Annotated in this window: 15 protein-coding genes and 2 tRNA genes; 14 read left to right on the forward strand and 3 right to left on the reverse strand. The window is 30.6% G+C overall.

Annotation, left to right across the window (positions count from 1 at the left end):
• The first annotated feature begins 12 nt into the window (after positions 1-12).
• The 7 genes from rpsR to J2Z42_RS13265 all read left to right on the forward strand — a co-directional run bounded on the left by rpsR (position 13) and on the right by J2Z42_RS13265 (position 7483).
• Positions 13-279: a 30S ribosomal protein S18 gene (gene rpsR, locus J2Z42_RS13235; RefSeq protein WP_209703248.1), complete on the forward strand. Its 267-nt coding sequence runs from the start codon at positions 13-15 to the stop codon at positions 277-279.
• A gap of 166 nt (positions 280-445) precedes the next feature.
• A complete protein-coding gene (locus J2Z42_RS13240) occupies positions 446-760 on the forward strand; it encodes a MazG-like family protein (protein WP_209703249.1) in 315 nt (104 codons plus the stop codon).
• A 12-nt stretch (positions 761-772) separates the two neighbouring features.
• Positions 773-1756, forward strand: a complete 984-nt coding sequence (locus J2Z42_RS13245; protein ID WP_209703250.1) for a YybS family protein — start codon at positions 773-775, stop codon at positions 1754-1756.
• A 20-nt stretch (positions 1757-1776) separates the two neighbouring features.
• The gene (locus tag J2Z42_RS13250; RefSeq protein ID WP_209703251.1) at positions 1777-3759 is read left to right on the forward strand and encodes a DHH family phosphoesterase; all 1983 of its coding nucleotides are present in this window, start codon (positions 1777-1779) and stop codon (positions 3757-3759) included.
• Positions 3759-4202 carry a 50S ribosomal protein L9 gene (gene rplI / locus J2Z42_RS13255; protein WP_209703252.1) on the forward strand — a complete coding sequence of 148 codons (444 nt, stop codon included), beginning with the start codon at positions 3759-3761 and terminating at the stop codon, positions 4200-4202. Before J2Z42_RS13250 ends, rplI begins: the two co-directional genes overlap by 1 nt.
• Positions 4203-4214: 12 nt before the next feature.
• Positions 4215-6128, forward strand: a complete 1914-nt coding sequence (lonC, locus tag J2Z42_RS13260) for a Lon family ATP-dependent protease (RefSeq protein ID WP_209703253.1) — start codon at positions 4215-4217, stop codon at positions 6126-6128.
• A 20-nt stretch (positions 6129-6148) separates the two neighbouring features.
• Positions 6149-7483: a replicative DNA helicase gene (locus tag J2Z42_RS13265; RefSeq protein ID WP_209703254.1), complete on the forward strand. Its 1335-nt coding sequence runs from the start codon at positions 6149-6151 to the stop codon at positions 7481-7483.
• 74 nt (positions 7484-7557) lie between these two features.
• Here the strand turns inward: J2Z42_RS13265 and hsp18 are convergent, their stop codons facing one another.
• The gene (hsp18, locus tag J2Z42_RS13270) at positions 7558-8004 is read right to left on the reverse strand and encodes a heat shock protein Hsp18 (RefSeq protein ID WP_209703255.1); all 447 of its coding nucleotides are present in this window, start codon (positions 8002-8004) and stop codon (positions 7558-7560) included.
• Positions 8005-8317: 313 nt separating this feature from the next.
• Here hsp18 and J2Z42_RS13275 point away from each other — a divergent pair.
• Together J2Z42_RS13275 and J2Z42_RS13280 are read left to right on the forward strand one after the other, a co-directional pair.
• Positions 8318-8393: transfer RNA gene (locus tag J2Z42_RS13275), tRNA-Thr, on the forward strand.
• 318 nt (positions 8394-8711) lie between these two features.
• The gene (locus tag J2Z42_RS13280; protein WP_209703256.1) at positions 8712-9941 is read left to right on the forward strand and encodes an ammonium transporter; all 1230 of its coding nucleotides are present in this window, start codon (positions 8712-8714) and stop codon (positions 9939-9941) included.
• Positions 9942-10143: 202 nt separating this feature from the next.
• On the opposite strand, the gene J2Z42_RS13285 is transcribed toward J2Z42_RS13280, so the two are convergent.
• The gene (locus J2Z42_RS13285) at positions 10144-11316 is read right to left on the reverse strand and encodes a phosphopentomutase (protein WP_209703257.1); all 1173 of its coding nucleotides are present in this window, start codon (positions 11314-11316) and stop codon (positions 10144-10146) included.
• Positions 11317-11500: 184 nt separating this feature from the next.
• Here J2Z42_RS13285 and J2Z42_RS13290 point away from each other — a divergent pair, with 184 nt between their 5' ends.
• From J2Z42_RS13290 to J2Z42_RS13300, 3 genes are all read left to right on the forward strand, one after another.
• Positions 11501-12910: an NAD(P)/FAD-dependent oxidoreductase gene (locus tag J2Z42_RS13290; protein WP_209703258.1), complete on the forward strand. Its 1410-nt coding sequence runs from the start codon at positions 11501-11503 to the stop codon at positions 12908-12910.
• Between the two features lie 53 nt (positions 12911-12963).
• Positions 12964-14250: an adenylosuccinate synthase gene (locus J2Z42_RS13295; RefSeq protein ID WP_209703259.1), complete on the forward strand. Its 1287-nt coding sequence runs from the start codon at positions 12964-12966 to the stop codon at positions 14248-14250.
• A gap of 156 nt (positions 14251-14406) precedes the next feature.
• Positions 14407-15168, forward strand: coding sequence for an acyl-[acyl-carrier-protein] thioesterase (locus J2Z42_RS13300; RefSeq protein WP_209703260.1), 762 nt, complete (start codon positions 14407-14409; stop codon positions 15166-15168).
• Between the two features lies 1 nt (position 15169).
• Here J2Z42_RS13300 and J2Z42_RS13305 read toward each other — a convergent pair whose 3' ends face one another.
• A complete protein-coding gene (locus J2Z42_RS13305) occupies positions 15170-16399 on the reverse strand; it encodes a BaiN/RdsA family NAD(P)/FAD-dependent oxidoreductase (RefSeq protein WP_209703261.1) in 1230 nt (409 codons plus the stop codon).
• A 164-nt stretch (positions 16400-16563) separates the two neighbouring features.
• Here J2Z42_RS13305 and J2Z42_RS13310 point away from each other — a divergent pair, with 164 nt between their 5' ends.
• Positions 16564-17382 (forward strand): pyruvate, water dikinase regulatory protein, encoded by an 819-nt coding sequence (locus J2Z42_RS13310; RefSeq protein WP_209703262.1) that lies wholly within the window; start codon positions 16564-16566, stop codon positions 17380-17382.
• A gap of 121 nt (positions 17383-17503) precedes the next feature.
• A tRNA-Glu gene (locus J2Z42_RS13315) sits at positions 17504-17578 on the forward strand.
• Positions 17579-17588: the final 10 nt, after the last annotated feature.

Below are 17588 nucleotides of genomic sequence, written 5' to 3' on the forward strand. Positions count from 1 at the left end.
GGGAAGATATTTATGCCAAATAATAGAGAAAATGGAAATGGCGGAAGAAGAAATTCAGGCAAAATGAGAAGAGCTAAGAGAAAAGTTTGTTCATTTTGCATGGATAAATCTGAATCTATAGACTATAAAGATATAAACAAGTTAAGAAAGTATGTTACTGAAAGAGGAAAGATTCTTCCAAGAAGAATTTCTGGAAATTGTGCTAAACACCAGAGAGAGCTTACTGAAGCTATAAAGAGAGCAAGAAACATAGCTTTATTACCATTTACAACAGAGTAATATTAAAATTGAATTTAAGCCATTAGCATATAAGCGTGCTAATGGCTTTTGTTTTATGAAAATATAAAAAATTGGTTACAATTAATTATATAGATAAATTTAATTTTGTTGCATAAAATTGTAAAAATAATTAAAATGGTAATTAGGTTAAAGGGGGATTGTTAGTATGAAAAAAGAAAAATTTAACATAATGTATAATGTAAAGATAATAGAAGAGTTGAAGGCAGATCTTTTGTGTACTATAGGAAATCTTTTTAAATTACTTACAATGGGCAGCAATGTTGCACAAAATGCAATACTTGAGTGTATTTCCGGGGGAATAATATTATTATATTTATTGGCGGAAAGATTAGGTTACTCTCATACAGCAGTAGATGAAACAATGAAAAAGAAATTGAAACTTGGTATAATTGAAGAAGATGAAATAGAGAAAGATGGAAAGGATCTTAGTAAATTATATAATCATATTAAAGAAAGATAAATGGAGGCAAAAATGCAGAATAAAAATTATAATGCACAAACTATAGTAGAGGCTGGATTAACAACAGCACTTATAGTAGTAATAATGTTAGCTTGTATATACATACCTATATTTTCAATTTTCATAAATTTTATCCTTCCTATACCTATAGCTATATTATATATAAGGCAAGATTATAAAATAACTATTATTTCCGTAGTAGCAAGTGGAATTTTTATAGCTATGTTAGTTAACCCTATAACAGCGTTATCTTCTATAGTTCTTGTTGGTCTTTCGGGAATGACTTTTGGGTACTGTGTTAAGAACAAAAAAAAATTTGGAACTACTATTTTAATGCTGACTGTAGCTATTATTATAGGCGAAATAGTTTATTTTTCAGTTTATATAGGTATTATAAGTAATAAAGGAATATATGAATTCGTGAATGATTTTTTTGTGAAACCATTTAAAGAAGGTATGAGTCAGAATAAAATCATTTATAGTAAAATGGGAATATCAAATGCACAACTTAGTTATATGGAGAGTATAGAGGCTCAAATTACTCCACAATATATAATGAGAATTATTCCTAGTATGATGGTATTGGCTTCGGTTTTTATAGCTTATTTAAATTATTTGATAGGAAGCGCTGTTCTTAAGAGATTAAATTATGATGTAATGGATGTGAAACCTTTTAATGAAATATATATTAGTACAAGAGTTGGAACCGCAGTTGCAATTGTCCTTCTTATAGGCGTGATACTTAATAGAAGAAATATGGAATTAGGTTATTATTTTATGAACTCTTCTAAAAACTTACTGCAATTTATATTTATGGTGGACGGTTTAGCTTTAGCATCGTATTATTTGAAAAATAAATTTAATATGTCTAATAAGGTTATTGTTTTAATTCTGATATTAACTGTTTTTTATTATTTTATTTATGATATTTTAGGATTTGCAGACATGTTAATAGATTTTAGAAAGCTAGATCCATATAGAGCACAAAAAAAATAGTAAAGGAAGGGGCTCATCTTATGGAAAACGGTGATAATCGTTTTATAAAAAGTAATAAGATTTATATGGTAATAATTGCGGTGCTTATAATAATTATAATGTTTTACAGACATATAGTTATTGGAATCATATCTATGCTTTTATACGGATTTCTTACAATTTATAATGTAAAGAATGCACGTGTGAGGAAAAATGAATGGATAAAATTCATTGAAAATTTTTCATCTAAACTAGATATCGCAACAAGAAACACTCTTGTTAAATTGCCATTTCCATTAGTAATAATAGGAACTGACGGAAATATACTATGGTATAATAAAAAATTTCTAAAAGTTTTAGACGATGAAGATATACTCACCAGAAATATAAAGAATATTATAAAAAACTTTAATGTGAAACAGGCTATTAATGGAAAAGAAAATGTGTTTAAGCATATAAATATAAAAAATAAGTTTTATGATATATATACGAATATAGTAGATACATCTGAAAATAGTAAAGATAGGATAGTACTATTGTATTTTTATGATAATACAGAATTAATACAAACTCTTAATTCCATTGAAAAAGAAAAGGGGAGTGTTGTATTAATTGAAGTAGATAATTTTGATGATGTAATAAAAACTGTTGAAGAAGACGATAGACCATTTATAATAGCTGAAATAGAAAAAACAATAAGTACATATGCTCAAAGTTTAAATGCAATGATTAGAAAATATGAACAAAATAAGTATGTACTTTATATTCAAAATAAATACATAGAAAAAGAAATGGAAAAAAAGTTTGAAGTATTGGATGATATAAGAAAAATAAGTATTGGCAATAAAATGGCGTTTACGTTAAGTATAGGTGTAGGCAGCGGTGGAAAGACTCCTCTTGAAAATGAGAAATATGCAGTATCTGCTAAAGAATTAGCACTTGGACGTGGTGGAGATCAATGTGTTTTAAAAAATGGAGATAAACTTTTGTTTTATGGTGGTAAAACCAAAGAGGTAGAAAAAAGGACTAAAGTAAGAGCAAGGGTTATAGCAAATGCCATGGTTGACATAATAAGTGATAGTAGTAAAGTATTTATTATGGGACATAAAAAGCCGGATATTGATTGTCTTGGTTCAGCTGTTGGAATTCACAGTATAATTAAGACATTAAATAAACAGTGTTATATTATATTGGATGATGTAAATGTAAGTATAAAACCTATATTTAATAAAATTATTGAAGACGAAGATTATAATAATGTTTTTATAAACAGTAACGATTGCATGGATAAAGTGGATAAAGGCAGTTTGCTGGTAATTGTAGATGTTCATAGTAAAAGTTATGTTCAAAGTATGAAATTGGTTGAAAAGTTTGATAGAATAGTTATTATAGATCATCATAGAAAAGCAACTGATTTTATTGAAGGAAATTTTCTTAATTACATTGAACCTTATGCATCATCTACTGCTGAGTTAGTTACAGAAATGTTGCCTTATATGGTGGAAAACCCAAAATTAAAAGTTATAGAAGCAGAGGCTCTTCTTGCAGGAATTTGTGTTGATACAAAAAACTTTTATTTTAAAACGGGGGTTAGAACTTTCGAAGCGGCTTCTTTCTTAAGAAAAATTGGAGCAGATACTATTGATATAAAAAAATTTTTTTCTTATGATTTAGAGACCTACTTAAATAGAGCTGAAATTATAAAGTCGGCTGAAATTTATAATGGTATTGCTATAGCCATATGTCCTGATAATATTGAAGACACTTTATTGGCAGCACAGGCAGCGGATGAATTATTAAATATTACAGGTATCAAGGCATCCTTTGTTTTTGTTGAAATAAAGGATGAAGTATTCATAAGTGGTAGGTCGCTTGGAGATATAAATGTTCAACTTATACTTGAATCTCTAGGTGGAGGTGGGCATATGACAATGGCAGGTGCTAGATTAAAGATGTCTATAAAGGAAGTTTTAGAAATTCTTAAAAAAACTATTGATGAATATATTGAGGAGGAAGAAAAATAATGAAGGTTATATTAATAAAAGATGTAAAAGCTTTAGGTAAAAAAGGTGATATCGTTAATGCTTCTGATGGATATGTAAGAAATTTTTTATTTCCAAGAGGATATGCCAAGGAAGCTAATCAATCGAATCTTCATATATTGAATAATCAAAAAGAGGCAGAGAGAAAACAGAAATTAGAAGAAACAGAAGTGGCACAAAAAATAGCACAGAAATTAAAAGGAAAAGAAGTAAGATTGACTGTAAAATCTGGTGATAATGGAAGGCTATTTGGCTCAATAACAGGTAAGGATATAGCTGATAGATTAAATAAGGACTTTAATGTAGATATAGATAAGAAAAAGATAGTTATGGATAATATAAAGAAAGTTGGAAGCTATGACGTAGAAGTTAAGTTGTATCCTGAGATATCAACTAAAATAAAAGTTGTAATTGAAGAGAAATAAGGAGGAAAATAGGTGAAATCAAAATCTATTAATGTATTAAATAAAGAAATAGAAAGCAATGGGATACCTTTGAAAAGTCAAATTAATACTTTGTATGAAATAATGAATAATAGTATTAATGAAAGAACAATAAAATCTAGAATTGTAATGTATAAACTTCAAAATTATATAAAAAGCAGTAATATGTACGATAAATTATATGCGATAAATAAAATTGCAAGCGAAGGAAAGGGACTATCACAAGTACCGGATGAATCAAATATAAATGAAGCTTTAGAAGATACCGATAAGTGGCTTGCAGATATTTTGACAAAAAGATATGTTAAAAATAAAATAGAACAGCAAGTAGAGAAAAACCTTGTGGAAAGACAAGAAAAATATATGGACGAGGTTAGGATTGGAATTATAAAAAAGCAAAAAGGTCCTGAAAATGCAAAGACGTTTAAAAAGTACGCCAAGCTTAAAAAATTGGATTCAAAAAAGCTAAATAAGAATATACAAGATCTGTTAAGACCAAAATCATTTGATGAGATTGTGGGTCAAAAGAGGGCAATACAATCTATATTATCTAAAATTGCTTCTCCTTATCCACAACATATAATACTTTATGGACCTCCAGGTGTTGGTAAAACTACAGCAGCAAGAATTGCACTTGAAGAAGCTAAAAAGTTAAAGTATACTCCATTTAATAAAGATGCAAAATTTGTTGAAGTTGATGGAACCACACTAAGATGGGATCCAAGAGAAATAACAAATCCACTTTTAGGTTCTGTACATGATCCTATATATCAAGGAAGCAAAAGGGATCTAGCAGAAGTTGGCACGCCCGAACCAAAGACTGGCCTTGTTACTGAAGCACATGGAGGTATTTTATTTATTGATGAAATAGGAGAATTAGATGAGATGCTTCAGAATAAACTTCTAAAGGTTTTAGAAGATAAAAGAGTTGAATTTTCTTCTTCTTATTATGATCCAGATGATGAAAATATACCTAAGTATATAAAGTATCTTTTTGAAGAAGGAGCTCCAGCTGATTTTATACTTATAGGAGCTACAACCAGGGAACCAAGACAAATAAATCCGGCATTAAGGTCAAGATGTACAGAAGTCTATTTTGAACCACTTACAGTAAGTGACATACAGGATATAGTAAAGAATGCAGCTAAAAAACTTAACATAGAGTTGGAAGATGGAGTAGCTGAAACAATAAGTAGATATACTATTGAAGGAAGAAAAGCTATAAATATTTTATCTGACGTTTATGGATATGTTTTATATAATGAGAGTTTAAATGATGATAATTTAGAGAAACCTAATGTTAAAATTTCATTAAAAGACTTAAATGAAGTAATATCAATAGGAAGATTTGTACCTTTTGAAGAAACAAAAATAAATAAAAAATATGAAGTAGGACATATTTTTGGACTTGGTGTTAGTGGGTACATAGGTTCTACTATAGAGATAGAAGCAGTTGCTTTTCCAGCTAAAGAAAAAGGAAAAGGAAGTATAAGGTTTAATGATACTGCTGGAAGTATGGCTAAAGATTCTGTATTTAACGCAGCTTCTGTAATAAGAAAGATAACTGACAAAGATATAGAAGATTATGATATACACGTAAATGCTATAGGTGGAGGTAATATAGATGGGCCTTCTGCTGGTGCAGCTATAACGGTTTGCATCATAAGTGCATTATTAAATAAACCTTTAAGACAGGATATAGCGGTAACTGGTGAAATATCTTTAAGAGGAAATATAAAGCCGGTAGGAGGAATATTCGAAAAAGTTTATGGTGCAAGAAGAAAAGGAATAAAATTAATGGTTGTGCCTAAGGATAATTTAAAAGAGGTTCCAACAGATGTTAATGATATAAAGATTAAAACAGTATCTAATATTGAAGATCTTACAAAAATAGTTTTTGACAGTTAGTCTAAGGAGAGATGAGATTAATGGATGCACCTCTTAGAAGTATGCCACATAACATAGAAGCTGAGCAAAGTGTAATGGGTTCGATGCTTATAGATAAAACTTCCATAGCGCAGGCTATGGAGACTTTAAATCCAGATGATTTTTATAAAGATGCACATAAAGTTATATTTCAATCGATATTAGAATTATATCAAAAAGATGTAGCTGTAGATATAATAACTTTAACTGAAGATTTAAAATCTAAAAATAAACTGGAAGATGCAGGAGGAATAACATATATAAGCGAACTTGGAGGTTCAGTTGTTTCTACTGCAAATTTGCAATCATATATAAAAATTGTAAAGGATAAGTCTACTCTTAGAAAACTTATTAGATCTTGTACAAAAGTAATAGAGGAAAGTTACAAAAGCCAGGATGATGTACCAGGTGTAGTAGATTTAGCCGAAAAATCCATATTTGATCTTTCAAGTGATAGAAATACGTCTGATTTTGAGCCTATGAATGCTGTACTTGAAAGAGGATTTTTACATATAGAAAAAATATTCAATAATAAAGGTGAAACTACAGGGGTAATATCTGGATTTAGAGAATTAGATGCAAAAACTTCAGGATTTCAAAAAGGAGATATGGTACTTGTTGCAGCAAGACCATCTATGGGAAAAACTACTTTTGCACTTAATATAGCAGAATATGCAGCTCTAAGAGAAGGAAAAAAGGTAGCTATATTTTCTTTAGAAATGTCTAAGGAACAACTAGCATATAAACTTTTGTGTTCAGAGGCTCATGTAGATATGCTAAATCTTAGAACAGGTAATTTGAGTGACAAGGACTGGGAAAATATCGCAAGGGCATCAGGACCACTTGCAGCAGCAAATATATTTATTGATGATACTGCTGGAATATCTATTATGGAAATGAGATCTAAGTGTAGAAGGCTTAAAATAGAACATGGAATAGATATTATAATTGTAGATTATCTTCAATTAATGAGTGGAGGAAGAAGCACTGAGAATAGGCAGCAGGAAGTTTCTGAAATATCAAGATCAATTAAAGCGCTGGCAAAAGAAATGGAGTGTCCAATTATAGCACTGTCACAATTATCACGTGCTCCAGAGGCTAGGACAGATCATAGACCAATGTTATCTGACTTGAGAGAGTCAGGATCTATTGAGCAGGATGCAGATATTGTAATGTTTTTATATAGAGATGAATACTATGATAAAGAAACGGAAGACAAAAATGTAGCAGAATGCATTATTTCAAAACAAAGAAATGGTCCAACTGGAACTGTAAAATTGGCATGGCTCGGACAATTTAGTAAATTTGGTAATCTTGATGTGGTACATCAGGAGTAAAAAATTTATTTTAAATTAAAGAACATACATCACAAATAAAATTTATGTGATGTATGTTCTTAGTTTAGGCGAAATTAATTTATATCTATTTTAGTATTTTCTTTAGAACCTTTTTGCAATTTTGGAAGATTTATTTTTAAAACTCCATTTTTGAAAGAAGCAGATACAGCATTTTTATCAACATTATCAACATAAAAACTTCTTCTAAATTCACCATAACTTCTTTCTCGTCTTATTAAATTTTCACTTTTTTCTTCTGTTTTATCTTCTCTTTTAGCTGATATTGTTAAATAGTTATTATCATAATTTATATCTATTGAATCTTTGTTTACTCCAGGAAGGTCAGCTTCTACTAAGTAAGCAGTATCAGTTTCTTTTAAATCAGCTTTAAAACCAGTACCAAATCCTTTTAAATTAAGTGGCGCGAAAAAGTCGTTATTGAAAAATGAATCAACGAAATTTTCAAAGTTGTCACCTCTTCTTAAATCATTGTTTTTTCTAAATGGAACCATATCAAACATAATACATACCTCCTTGAATTTTATTAAATATTATTTTTTAATACTTTGTTTGTTAAGTGATCCTTATTACAGTTATTATAATACAATAAAGGTCAAAGAAAGTCAAAGTACATAATATTAAAATTAAAGGCATTATAAATAGGTATATTAATAAATAGCTATTTAATTTACTATTATAAAAATATTTAAGAATATATAGCCATTTTTACGTAAATTTAAATATTTCAAGTACAGTAGATATTAAAAATTAATTTTAATAGGCAAAATATTTGATAAAAGTACATTTTTATATTACAATTAATAAAGGTAATATGCTCCTATGGCTCAGATGGTAGAGCAATTGATTCGTAATCAAGAGGTCGCAGGTTCGACTCCTGTTAGGAGCACCAGTTATATCAACGGTTGCAAGAATTAGATTACGTAAAAATATTTCACTGACAATGTATTCATTTTGCCAGTGCTTTTTTTGTATTTTTATTCTGATATATTTACACATATATCTATTGTTTTCCTAAATTAATGCAAAATACCAAGTTATTATCAATATATAGATTTCACAATTACTAATATAGGCATATGAGAAATGATAAATTGAGAAATTTTTAATATTACTATAGATAATTTGTATAAGAATTAGTATCATATAGATAAGTTTTTTAAAAAAACTTTGAAAACATATACATATAATTTACGAGGAGGTATTTTTTATGAGTGGAGTAAATGGATCAGATACTGTATTTGTAATTATGAGTACAGTGCTGGTAATGGTTATGACTCCAGGACTAGCTTTATTTTATGGAGGAATGGTTAGAGGTAAGAATACGTTAAATAGTACTCTTCATAGCTATTCAGCTCTGGCAATAATATCTATTCAGTGGATATTTATAGGGTATACACTATGTTTTGGAAAAAATATTGGGGGCTTGATAGGAGGTCTTAATTTTGCAGGCTTGAGAGGAGTTGGGTTTACGCCAAATGCAGATTATGCAAGTACAATTCCACAGCAGGCGTTTATGGCATTCCAGCTCATGTTTGCAATAATAACTGCAGCAGTTATATCAGGGTCTATTGCAGAGAGAATGAAGTTTATACACTGGGCTGTATTTCTTCTACTTTGGACAACATTAGTTTATGATCCTGTTGCTCATTGGATGTGGGGAACAGGAGGCTGGCTGAAAAATCTTGGGGTTTTAGATTTCGCAGGTGGCAATGTAGTTGAAATAAATTCAGGTGTATCAGGTCTTGTGTTGGCATTGATGCTTGGAAAAAGAAAAAGTATAGGTAAGCCTAGCAGTCTTCCTCTAACATGTTTGGGAGCTGGATTACTATGGCTTGGATGGTATGGATTTAATGCTGGAAGTGCATTAGCTGTAAATGGTGTGGCATTAAATGCGTTTATTACTACTAATACTTCTGCAGCAGCTTCAGTTGTAAGTTGGAGTGTTTGTGAATTTGCTTATAGAAGAAAAGTAACTTCTCTTGGAGTTGTAAGTGGAATAGTTTCAGGTCTTGTAGCTATAACTCCAGGTGCAGGTTTTGTAAGCCCTATAGCTTCACTGATTATTGGAATAGTTGCAGGAATTGTATGTTATATAGCTATTACATTTATTAAAGGTAAATTTGGATATGATGATGCATTAGATGTTTTTGGATGTCATGGTGTAGGAGGCATATGGGGAGGAATTGCCACTGGAATATTTGCATGGAAGGAAATAAATTCAGCTGGTGGAAATGGATTAATACATGGTAATCCAAAATTAATTGGGATTCAGATTATAGGTATTTTATCCGTTATTATATATTCAGCAGTAGTTACATTTGTCATAATCAAAGTAATTAACGCGGTAAGCAATATAAGAGTAAGTGAAAAAGATGAGCAGGCAGGTTTGGATATTACAGAACATGGTGAAGAAGCTTATGGAGGAATTGAAAGTTGAAATGTGTAGCTAGTCTTTGAAATTTTACTTAGTCTGATATGATACTTCAAAATATTTAACTATTGATGAAGGCAGTTACTCTGCAATATAGTAAATCATAAAAAATAAACTGACAACTCATAAATGGGTGTCAGCTTATTTTAAATTCTTTTAAAATAATTTAGTTATTGATACGAACGTTTTTCTGTAGTTTTATTGTCTTTTAAACAGGGATATCCTTCAAAAATGAAGTGCCATGTCCTGTGCCGCTAATTTTAAATATATCGGCTATAGTTTTTGAAATATCACAAAAAGTATCTCTCACTCCAAGATTTACACCGCATTTCATAGAAGGGCTGTATACAAGAAGAGGTACATATTCTCTTGTGTGATCTGTGCCTTTAGTAGTTGGGTCATTCCCATGGTCTGCCGTTATTATGAGAAGGTCATTTTTATTTAAAGAAGATATTATATTTGGAAGCTTGGTGTCAAATTCTTTAAGAGCATTTGCATATCCAACTACATCATTTCTGTGACCATAGAGCATATCAAAATCAACCAGATTTACAAAAATTAAACCTTCTTTTATATCTTTAAGTGCTTTTATTATGGCATCTATTCCAGCTGTATTATTTGTACTATGACATTTTCCAGTTATCCCGCATCCTGCAAATATATCTTCAATTTTTCCAATAGCAAATACATTGTGACCTGATTCTTTCATCTTGTCTAAAATTGTTGGACTAAAGGGCTTTATAGAAAAATCTCTTCTTCTTTCCGTTCTTGTATAGCTGCCGTTCTTAGTACCTATAAAAGGTCTTGCAATAACTCTCCCAACAGCAGCCTCACCTGTAAGAATTTTTCGCGCAATTTTACATATATCGTAAAGTTTATCAGGCGAAATTATATCTTCATGGGCAGCAATTTGAAATACACTATCTGCAGAAGTATATACTATGGGGAAGCCTGTTTTTACATGATCATCTCCAAGTTCATTTATTATCTGTGTACCTGAAGCCACTTTATTTCCTAATATTTTTGTGCCTATAGCAGCTTGAAATGGTTCTATTATGTTTTTAGGAAAACCATGTGGAAAGGTAGGCATTGGTTTATTTATCCACAGTCCGGCAATTTCAAAGTGCCCGGTAGTTGTATCTTTGCCTTTAGATACTTCAGTCATTTTACCGTAAGCACCTATAGCATTAGGATTTTTGGGTATACTTTTTAGAGGAAGTATGTTGCCTAGACCTAGCTTCCCCATATTTTCAAGATTCACGTTGGTTTTTTCACATATATGACCAAGAGTATTTGCACCTGAATCACCAAATTTATCTGCATCAGGTGCTTCACCTGCTCCTACACTATCTAGAACAATCAAAAGTACTCTATTAAACAAATAGATCACTTCCTTAAATTAATATTTTTTATATAACATATAATATAATCATAAGTATATCACTGGAATGCAAGCAGTGCAAAATTCAATATTACGAATTTTAATAGATATTTTTAAAAAAACATTCGTATTTTTGTTGACTGTAGTTGCTGGTTTTGATACTATAATGTAGGAGGGATGCGTTTTGAAGAATAAATATGATATTATAATAGTTGGCGCGGGTCCTGCCGGCATATTTACTGCTTTAGAGATTACAAAGCTAAATAAAAATTTAGATGTAATTATAATAGATAAAGGTAGAAATATAGAAGATAGGAAATGCCCAGAAAGAATAACAGGAAAATGTGTGAAATGCAATCCTTGTTCCATTACTTTTGGATGGTCAGGAGCGGGAGCTTTTTCTGATGGAAAACTTTCCTTAAGTCCAGAAGTTGGCGGAAGAATTTTAGAGTATTTTTCAGAGGATGAATGCAAAAAGTTAATAAAATACTGTGATAATATTTATTTGAAATTCGGAGCAAATAAAACTGTATATGGTTTGAATAATGAAAAAATAGACAAAATTAAATATGAATCCAGCAAGCACAATATAAAGCTTGTAGAATGCCCTGTTAGACATTTGGGAACAGAGCTTGCTTATGATGTCCTTAAAAAGATGTATTGCCATCTGCTTAAAAATACAAATACTGATTTTAGTGAACTTACAGATGTAGAAGAAATAATGGTTAAAGACGGAAAAGTAGATGGAGTTAAGGTAAAAAAGAATGGAAAAACTGAAGAAATAAAAGGAAAATATGTAGTTGTTGCACCTGGAAGAGGCGGTGCAGAATGGTGGTCAACACAGTCTAAAAAGCTTAAATTAAAAACTATAAATAATGCTGTGGACATTGGAGTTAGAGTGGAAGTGCCTAATTCTATAATGGATCATCTTACAAAAGATTTGTACGAAGCCAAACTGGTATATTATTCAGATACATTTGATAATAAAGTAAGAACTTTTTGTATGAATCCCGGCGGTGTGGTTTCAGAAGAACATTATGATGATGGAACTATAGCAGTTGTAAATGGTCATAGTTATTCAGAAAAAGAACTTAGAACAGAAAATACTAATTTTGCAGTGCTTGTTTCAACGTCTTTTACAGAACCATTTGACAAACCGATAACTTATGGAAAGTATATTGCAGAGCTTGGAAATATGTTGACTGGAGGAGGAATAATGGTTCAAAGGCTTGGAGATTTATTACAGGGAAGAAGAACCGATTATTCAAGGCTTAAAAAATCAACTACTATTCCCACACTTAAGTCCGCAGTACCTGGAGATTTAAGCTTTGTACTGCCTCAAAGGCATCTTACATCTATAGTGGAAGCACTAAAAGCTTTTGATAAGGTAGCACCTGGTCTTTACAGTAAAAATACTTTGCTCTATGGTGTCGAAGCTAAATTTTATTCTAGCAAATTTGAAACAAATAATAAATTTGAAACAAAGATAAGGAATCTTTATACCATAGGTGATGGTGCAGGTATTACAAGAGGACTTATGCAAGCATCCACAACTGGAATTGTTGTTGCAAGAGATATATCAGATAAAGAATAGAATATGGTTATTTGATTGATATATATGATGTATAAATAAGAGGAGGAAGATTTATGTCAGCATTTATTGTTTTAGGGGCTCAATGGGGAGACGAAGGAAAAGGAAAGATGACAGATTATCTTGCTGAAGGAGCAGATGTTGTTGTTAGATTTCAAGGAGGTAACAATGCAGGTCATACAGTTGAAGTAGGTGAAAAACAATATAAACTTCATTTAATACCTTCTGGCATACTTTATAAAGACAAATTAAATATAATAGGAAATGGTGTAGTTTTAGATCCAAAAGCATTTTTCGAAGAAATAGAATATTTAAAAGAAAATGGAGTTAAAGTTACTGAAGATAATCTTATGGTAAGTGACAGAACTCAAGTTATTATGCCATATCATAAAATACTGGATGGTATTAAAGAAAAATCCAGAGGTAAAAAAGATATAGGAACTACTGGAAAAGGAATAGGACCTTGTTATACCGACAAAATGGAAAGAAGTGGTATAAGAGTTTGTGACTTGCTCCATAAAGATGTATTTTATGAAAATTTGAAGAAAAACCTGGAAGTAAAAAATGCTATAATAACCAAAGTTTATGGAGGAGATCCATTAGATTTTGAAACAGTATACAAGGAATATTGTGGATATGCTGAAAAGCTAAAGCCTTTTGTTAGAGAAATATCTGTGGAGATAGACAAAAATATAAAAAATGGTAAAAAAATATTATTTGAAGGAGCACAGGGAACGCTTCTTGATATAGATTATGGAACGTATCCATATGTAACTTCTTCTAGCACTATTGCAGGTGGAGTATGTATAGGTGCCGGAGTTGGACCTACTATGATAAATGGAGCAGTAGGAATAGCTAAAGCTTATACTACAAGAGTTGGAAAAGGACCTTTCCCAACAGAGTTAAATGATGAAACTGGAAACTGGATTAGAGAACAGGGGCATGAATATGGAGTTACTACTGGAAGGGCAAGAAGATGTGGATGGCTTGATTTAGTTATTCTTAAGACCAGCAGCAGAGTTTCAGGACTTACAAGCTTTGCAGTTACTAAAATTGATACTCTAGGCGGACTTAAAAAGGTAAAGGCATGTGTTGGTTATAAATTTAATGGAAAAGTTATAGACTATATACCTGCAAGTCTTGAAGATTTAGCTGAATGTGAACCTGTATATGAAGAGTTCGATGGATGGGATGAAAGCATAAAAGATGCTAGAGATTACAAATCACTTCCTGAAAATGCGAAGAAGTTTATAAAGCGAATAGAAGAGTTTACAGGTACTAAGGTATCTATAGTATCTGTTGGACCAGGAAGAGACCAGACAATAAAGGTATCTGAATTATAAGTAGTAATATAAGTAGTAAAATATTGTGCAGCCTTTGACATAGATTTCAAGAATGTCAAAGGTTGTTTTTTTACAATAATTTTATAATAATTGAATTGTATGTATTAAATTTTAATGATAGAATTGTTGTATTATTGAGATCAGGAGGAATAGTTTATGAAAAGATTAGTTTCTGAAAAAGAATTTGAAATTAATTACTATGAAATAAATTTTAGAAAAGAACTTCTTATAACCAGTCTTATGAATTATTTTGATGATACGGCTACTAAACAATCTGAGGATATAGAAATGGGTATTGATTATATGAAAGATATGGGATTGGCCTGGGTACTCTATAGGTGGGATATAGATGTATATAGATATCCTATGTTTCGTGAAAAAATAAGAGTTAGAACCAGTGCTTATTCCCTTAGAGAATTTTATGCATATAGAATTTTTGATGTCGTTGATGAAGATGACAATATTGTATGTAAGGCTAAATCAGTATGGCTTCTTATAGATAGAAATAAAAGAAAAGCTAAAAAAATAACTGAAGATATGTATTCGATGTATGGAATTACAAAAGATGATAATAAACCTCTTATAATAAAAAAAGTTAAATTACCTGAAAAATATACTTATGAAAAGCATTTTGATGTAAGGTATAGCGATATAGATACAAACAGACACGTAAACAATGTAAAATATGTAGATTGGGCAATAGAAACAGTTCCTCTTGATATAGTATTGAAATGTTCTTTAAAAAACTTAAACATAACCTATAAAAAAGAAGCTGTTTATGGTGAAACTATACATGTATGTACCGAAATAAAAAAGAAAGAGGATGAATATATAGCAATTCATAAAATATCAAATAATGAAAATAAAAAGCTTTGTATAATTCAGACGATATGGCTAAATAAAAAAAGTGCTAACTGAATTAATTTTCAGCGGCACTTCTTCCTGATACAAAACCTGAACTCCAGCACCATTGAAGATTAAAACCGCCGCAATCTCCATCTACATCTAAAATCTCTCCTGCAAAATATAAATTTTTTATCTTATATGATTCAAGCGTTAATGGATTTATTTCAGTAGTATTTATTCCGCCGGATGTTACCTGGGAATTTTTAAAGGAATTAGTATCATATACAGTGAAAGTCCAGGATTTTAATAAATCATATATTCTGTTCTTCTCTTTCCAGGTAAGACTTGATACAGGTTTATGCATATTATCAATCATGGCTTCCTTTAGAAGGACAGGTATAATTTTTTTATTTATTATTCCTATAAATGAGTCATAAATGCTTCTATAACTTAACAAGCCCCAGTGATTTTCAAGAAACTCTATAAGCGTATTTTTAGAAATCTGGGGGAACATGTCGATTTTTATAGTTACATTTCTTTTGTTAATTAAGTTTCTTGAAGCAATACCGCTTATTTGTAATATCGGAGGACCTGATATACCATAATCAGTAAAAAGTATTTCTCCGAATTCACTTCTTTGTAATTTATTATCTACAAATATTTTAGAGATTCCATTAAATTTTATACCTGATAGAGCTTTTAGGTGATCATATTTTAATTTTAATTGAACTAATGAAGGTGCTGGAGTAACTATGCTGTGACCTAATTTTTGGCAAAATAAAAATCCCGATCCATCAGAGCCTGTATTTGGAGCAGATTTACCTCCTGTGCAAACTATGAGTTTATTACATTCAAATATTTCGTCATTGGATATTATTTTAAAATTATTTTTCTCATGAATTATATTTTTTACCTTGGAATTTAAATAAACAGGTATAGATCTGTCATCTATAGCCATTCTTAGAATATCTAAAACCGAAGAAGCTTGAAGAGATAATGGATACATTTTACCATCATCTAATTCAGTAAGAGGAAGACCTAAAGTTTCAAAAAAGGTAATAGTGTTCTTATAGGTAAAACGTGTAAGTGCATCTTTAAAAAATAATTTGTTGTTGCTATGGTATCTATGTAAATTCGTCTTAGTGTTTGTTATATTGCATCTGCCGTTTCCAGTAGTTAATATCTTTGTTCCTACTCTTGAACTACCTTCTAGTATAGCAACATCTGCACCACTGTCTTTAGCAGTAATTGCTGCCATTAAACCAGAAGCGCCAGCTCCAACTATAATTATCTCATGAAACAAATGAAACAACTCCTTACGTAATATAAATCAAATCTAATTATACAATATATTTCAATTCGGTGCACTTTTATTGATACAACATAATTATTGTATGATATCATGTAATTAATGATACTGATAAAATTGAATACATTAGACAAAAATATTGTAAGAGGTGATTATATATGTTAACAATATATGCTGTATCAGATTCTATTGGTGAAACTGCTGAGCAAGTAGCTAGAGCTACGGCATATCAATTTTGTAAAGGTGTGCAGGTGAAAAAAGTACCTTATATTAAAAGTTATGAGAATGTGAATGATTTTATAAATAATTTGGAAAGTAAAGAAAATATGTTTATAATTTCGACTATAGTTTTGGTTGATGTAAGAGAATTTTTAACTCAAAGATGTATTGAATGTGGTATACCTATAAATAATATTCTTGGACCATGTATAAGTATGGCTGCCAGAATACTAAATACGATTCCCGATTATAGGCCAGGAGCTGTATGGAGGATAGATTCTCAATATTATAAAAAAATTAAAGCTATGGAATTTGCTGTTCAATATGATGATAGTAAAAATACTGCTGGAATAAAATATGCAGATGTTATATTGATTGGACTTTCGAGAACTTCAAAAACCCCTTTATGTATATATCTTGCAAATAAGGGCATAAAAGCACTTAATGTACCACTTATGCCTGAAGTCCCTGTTCCAAAAGAATTATTTGAAATTAACAGAAAAAAAATAGTAGCGCTTACTATAGATCCAATCCAGTTGATAGAAATAAGAAAGAGGAGATTGGATAGTTACCACAAACATTTTGTTAATATAAAATATGCAGATGAAGAAAGGGTACTTCAAGAGCTGGAGTTTTCAGATAAACTTATAAGAAGACTAAATTGTAAGAAAATAGATGTAACTAAAAGGGCAATTGAGGATACAGCTTTAATGATTATGGAGTATATAGGTTATACGGATACGAATCTTAATGATTAATTATGTTTTTGTACAAAAATTAATTAAAATAAGTAAAAAAATAAAAAAAAGTGTTGACACAGGGGAAAATATTTTGTATTATAGTTTATGTCGGGTTTCAAGAAGCCCTGATTTAAAACATGGCCCCTTGGTCAAGCGGTTAAGACACCACCCTTTCACGGTGGTATCATGGGTTCAAATCCCGTAGGGGTCACCATTGATGTGGG

This window comes from Clostridium algifaecis (genome assembly GCF_017874415.1).
GTDB classification, from domain to species: Bacteria; Bacillota; Clostridia; order Clostridiales; family Clostridiaceae; genus Clostridium_B; species Clostridium_B algifaecis.

What these genes read in the sequence shown, in the direction of transcription:
- rpsR (WP_209703248.1), top strand. Translation starts at nt 13, where the DNA reads ATGCCAAATAATAGAGAAAATGGAAATGGCGGAAGAAGAAATTCAGGC.
- J2Z42_RS13240 (WP_209703249.1), top strand. Translation starts at nt 446, where the DNA reads ATGAAAAAAGAAAAATTTAACATAATGTATAATGTAAAGATAATAGAA.
- J2Z42_RS13245 (WP_209703250.1), top strand. Translation starts at nt 773, where the DNA reads ATGCAGAATAAAAATTATAATGCACAAACTATAGTAGAGGCTGGATTA.
- J2Z42_RS13250 (WP_209703251.1), top strand. Translation starts at nt 1,777, where the DNA reads ATGGAAAACGGTGATAATCGTTTTATAAAAAGTAATAAGATTTATATG.
- rplI (WP_209703252.1), top strand. Translation starts at nt 3,759, where the DNA reads ATGAAGGTTATATTAATAAAAGATGTAAAAGCTTTAGGTAAAAAAGGT.
- J2Z42_RS13265 (WP_209703254.1), top strand. Translation starts at nt 6,149, where the DNA reads ATGGATGCACCTCTTAGAAGTATGCCACATAACATAGAAGCTGAGCAA.
- hsp18 (WP_209703255.1), bottom strand. Translation starts at nt 8,004, where the DNA reads ATGTTTGATATGGTTCCATTTAGAAAAAACAATGATTTAAGAAGAGGT.
- J2Z42_RS13280 (WP_209703256.1), top strand. Translation starts at nt 8,712, where the DNA reads ATGAGTGGAGTAAATGGATCAGATACTGTATTTGTAATTATGAGTACA.
- J2Z42_RS13295 (WP_209703259.1), top strand. Translation starts at nt 12,964, where the DNA reads ATGTCAGCATTTATTGTTTTAGGGGCTCAATGGGGAGACGAAGGAAAA.
- J2Z42_RS13300 (WP_209703260.1), top strand. Translation starts at nt 14,407, where the DNA reads ATGAAAAGATTAGTTTCTGAAAAAGAATTTGAAATTAATTACTATGAA.
- J2Z42_RS13310 (WP_209703262.1), top strand. Translation starts at nt 16,564, where the DNA reads ATGTTAACAATATATGCTGTATCAGATTCTATTGGTGAAACTGCTGAG.